The following is a 4196-nucleotide window of genomic DNA, read 5'->3' on the forward strand; positions in this document are numbered from 1 at the left end:
GACCGTCGGTGTCGTCGTCGATACGGCCCCCCAGGGCGAGCACCTGCTCCAACCAGATCCAGGCGATCACGATGTGCCCTGTGGCCTCGAGATACTCCGTGGCGTCGGCCAGGAACGCCTCCGGGTCGGTCGCCCCGACCCCCGCGAGTGCGGTGGTCACCTCGATCAGTCGTGTCACCCGGGGTCGGAGCAGTGCGGCGAACTCCTCGACCGCGCCGCCTGCCGCATCCGCGCGGTCGCAGGTGGCGGCGATGCGCTCGCTGAGCGCGGCGAGACCGGCGCCACCTCCGGCGAGGACCTTGCGCCCGAGCAGGTCCTGGGCCTGGATCCCGTGCGTGCCCTCGTGGATCGGGTTGAGCCGGTTGTCGCGGTAGTGCTGTTCCACGTCGTAGTCGATGGTGTAGCCGGCACCACCCAGCACCTGCACCGCCAACTCGTTGGCCTTGAGGCACCACTGCGACGGCCACGACTTTGCGATCGGGGTGAGCACGTCCAGGAGGGTCGAGGCGGCCACGGCCTCCTCCGGCGAGCCGGTCCTCTCCTCGTCGACGAGTCGCGCGCAGAACAACCCCAGCGCGAGCGCTCCCTCCACGTACGATTTCTGGGCCAGCAACATCCGCCGCACGTCGGCGTGACCGGTCAGCATGACCTGCGGCGAGGACGGATCGGAACCGGGTGCCCGGCCCTGCGGACGGGTGCGCGCGTAGTCGAGCGACTTGAGGTAGCCGGTGTATCCGAGTGCCGTGGCGCCAAGGCCGACGCCGAGCCGGGCCTCGTTCATCATGGTGAACATCTTCTTGAGGCCGGTGTTCTCCTCGCCCACGAGGTACCCGACAGCGCCCGGCCGGCCGCCGGGGGTGTGCATGCCCTGGCCGAGGGTGGGCATGGTGTTGACCGTGCCGCGGAAGCCCATCTTGTGGTTGAGGCCGGTGATCACGATGTCGTTGCGCTCCCCGATCGACCCGTCCTCGTCGACCAGGAACTTCGGCACGACGAACAGGCTGATGCCGCGGGTACCGGCCGGCGAACCGGGCACCTTGGCCAGCACCAGGTGCACGATGTTCTCGGACATCTGGTGCTCGCCGCCGGAGATCCACATCTTCTGCCCGAACAGCCGGTAGGTCCCGTCGTCCTGCGGCTCGGCGCGGGTGGTGATGTCGGCGAGGTTGGAGCCGGCCTGTGGCTCGGACAGGCACATGGTCCCGGTGAAGCGACCCTCGACCATGGGCCGGACGTACCGCTCGATCTGCTCCTCGGAACCGTGTTCGATCAACAGGTTGGCGTTGCCGGTGGTGAGCAGTGGGTACGCGGCGGTGGAGACGTTGGCGGCGTAGAACCACGCCATGCACGCCAGGTACGCGGTGTACGGCAACTGCATGCCCCCGACCCGGGAGTCCATCGCGGCGCCCACCAGGTCCGCGTCGGCGAAGCGGCGCAGGGCCTCGGCGATCTCCGGGATCAGTTCGACCTCTTCGCCCACGAGTCTGGGCTCGTTGAGGTCGGCCGTGCGGTTGTGGGGAGCGAAGTACTTCTCGGCGAGTTCGGCCGACAGGTCGACCACGGAGTCGATGGTCTCGCGCGAGTGGTCCGAGTACCGCTCGCGCCCACACAGCTCGGACACCCGGAGCCAGTCATGGAGCAGGAAGTCCATGTCGGCCCGGGACATCACGGTCGAGGGAAGGGTATTCGAGGGAGCCATAGCCGCAGGCTACCCGGCCGGCCGCGGCCGTCAGCTCCCGCCGGTGGCCCGGGCGAACCTCTGGCCCATGCCGAGCATGGTCCTGGCGTACGCGGCGGGCATGAACCGTTTGCCGCGGTAGGCCTTCCGGGCGTCCGGGTCGGGCAGGATCAGGAACCGCTTCGCGTCCAGTCCGGTCATCACCTCGGCGGCGATCTCGTCCGCACCGCGCTCGGAGCGGTCGATGAGCTTGCTCGCGAACGCGCTCGCGGCGGGGTCGGAGGAGTTCAGGCTCGAGGCCAGGTTGGTGCGGAAGAACGACGGGCACAGCACGGAGACGTCGACCCCGAACGGCTCCAGTTCCCACCGCAGGGTCTCGGAGATCGCGACCACGGCCGCCTTGACCGCTGTATAGGAGGCCATGGTCGGCGGGTGTACGAGGCCGGCGAGGGACGCCGTGTTGACGAGGTGCCCCCGGCCCTGGGCCTTGAGCATCGGGACGAAAGTGCGGCACCCGCGCGCGACACCCAGCAGGTTGATGTCCGTGATGAGCCGCCAGTCCTCCTCGGTGAGGTACTCGATGCGGCCGCCCTGCGCGATCCCGGCGTTGTTGACCAGCACGTCCAGCCCGCCCCAGGTCTTCTCGACCTCGGCGCGCGCCGCCTGCCATTCCTCCTCGGAGCGCACGTCCAGACGCAGATAGCGGGCGTCGGCGGGCAGCGAGTCCGGCCGGTCGTCGGTGGCCGCGAGGTCCGCGATCATCACGCGGTCACCGCGCTCGAGGAACGCCGTGGCCAGGGCCAGGCCGAGACCCGACGCCCCGCCGGTGACCAGGACCCGGCGATTGGTGTCCGCGGGGGAGGGGGAGGAGACGAACGGTATCCGGTCGAGGCCGGGGACGGGGAGACCGGACACGGGGAGGTGGGGAAGACGCATGAGGCGAAACCTACCGGGTCAGCCCCGTGCCAGCGGTGCGGGCTGTCCCGCGGCACCGAGGAACTGCGCGGCCATCGACACGGCCGGGCCCGAGGAGTCGGCGCCCTCGATGAGGACCGCGAGCGCGATGTCCCCGGTGGAGCCGACGAACCACCCGTGGGCGGGGCCGGTGCCGACCTCGGCCGTCCCGGTCTTGCCCCCGAGTCCGGGGATCGAGTTCGCAGCCGTCGCGGTGCCCGATCGCACGGTCTGTTCCATGTACCGGCGCAGGGTGTCCACCACACCCGGGTCCAGGGGTTCCGGAGTGTCGTTGGCGGTGGCGGGCATCCCGTCGACCACGTGCGGCAGGATCATCCGCCCGCCGCCCGCCAGCGAGGCCGTCATGACCGCCATCCCGAACGGGCTGGCCAGCACCTCGCCCTGCCCGATCGCCGCCTCCACACGGGCCGGACCCTGTTCGGTGACGGGCACGGACCCGGTGTAGGTGTCCACACCGAGACCGGGGGCGAAGAACCCGACTCCCAGCCCGAGCTTCGCGGCCGTGTCCTTCATGGCCTCCGGCGAGAGCCGGTCGCTGATGACGGCCTGGCTGGTGTTGCACGAGCGGGCGAACGCGGTCTCCAGCGGGACCGGGCCGAGTTCGAAGTCATCGTCGTTGGGGATCGTGCGCCCGGACACGGTCACCGAGGCCGGGCAGGGCACGACCTCGTCCGGGCCGACGACGCCGGCCTCGAGCGCCGCGGCCGTGGTGACGATCTTGAACGTCGACCCCGGCGGGAAGCGGCCCTGCATGGACACCGGCCCCTGCCGGTCGGCGACGGAGTTCTGTGCCACGGCCAGGATTCCGCCGGTCGAGGGCTGGATCGCCACGATCGACGCTCCCAGGGCGGAGGAGTCCACCGCCTGCTGGGCCGCCCGTTGCATCGAGATCTGCAGCGTGGAGACGAGGTCGTCGACCTGGCCCACCGGGGCGCTGCCGAGCTCGATCGGTTCCGCGTCGGGATTGACGATCTCCGCGGTCCAGCCACCTTTCGCGGCGATCGCGTCCATCCACGCGGTCGGCAGATTGTTGATCGCAGGAGAGGTCAGGCTGCGGTCGGTGCGGATGAGATCCCCGCGTTCGGGGAGCGTCACCCCCGGGACGGCGGCGAGCTGCTCGCGGATCGGGTCGATGTCGGACGGGCGGAGCGCGACGATCTGGTACGGCTGGTCGCCGGCCTCGGCCATGCCGTCGCGGATCGTCTGCCCGGTGATCGTCGGCACCACGGGGCTGACCAACGCCGCGACCGCGTCCGCGGACTCCACCGCCCCCGGCGCCAGGGTCACCGCGGTCACCGGAGTCCACTGCAGCAGCGGTTCGCCCGTGCGGTCGAGAACCGAGGTGTCGTAGTCCAGGATCTCGGAGAAGGCCAGGGTGCCCCCCGGCTCGAGGCGGGTGTCGAGGATCGTCGGCGACCACTCGACCCTCCAGTCCTCGCCGACCCTGGTGGTCCGCGCCTCGCCGGTGGTCGTGACGATGCGGGGGGCGGCTTCCGCGCCGGGGGTCCCGCCGGCCGGGTCGGAGCCCGCCTCGTCGTCGTCG

3 protein-coding genes are annotated in these 4196 nt (G+C 70.9%); all 3 read right to left on the reverse strand.

The window, feature by feature from the left end; genetic code table 11:
- Nucleotides 1–1699 (reverse strand): acyl-CoA dehydrogenase (locus G6026_RS10220; RefSeq protein WP_241728013.1); only part of this gene is annotated, 1699 nt, incomplete at its 3' end.
- Between the two features lie 30 nt (nt 1700–1729).
- Complete coding sequence (locus G6026_RS10225) at nt 1730–2614, reverse strand: SDR family NAD(P)-dependent oxidoreductase (RefSeq protein ID WP_182613111.1); 885 nt, start codon at nt 2612–2614, stop codon at nt 1730–1732.
- 18 nt (nt 2615–2632) lie between these two features.
- Nucleotides 2633–4196: penicillin-binding transpeptidase domain-containing protein (locus G6026_RS10230; RefSeq protein ID WP_182613112.1), on the reverse strand; the 1564-nt coding region annotated here is incomplete at its 5' end.

It is taken from the genome of Dietzia sp. DQ11-38-2, assembly GCF_014145055.1.
Classification (GTDB): domain Bacteria; phylum Actinomycetota; class Actinomycetes; order Mycobacteriales; family Mycobacteriaceae; genus Dietzia.

What these genes read in the sequence shown, in the direction of transcription:
- G6026_RS10225 (WP_182613111.1), bottom strand. Translation starts at nt 2,614, where the DNA reads ATGCGTCTTCCCCACCTCCCCGTGTCCGGTCTCCCCGTCCCCGGCCTC.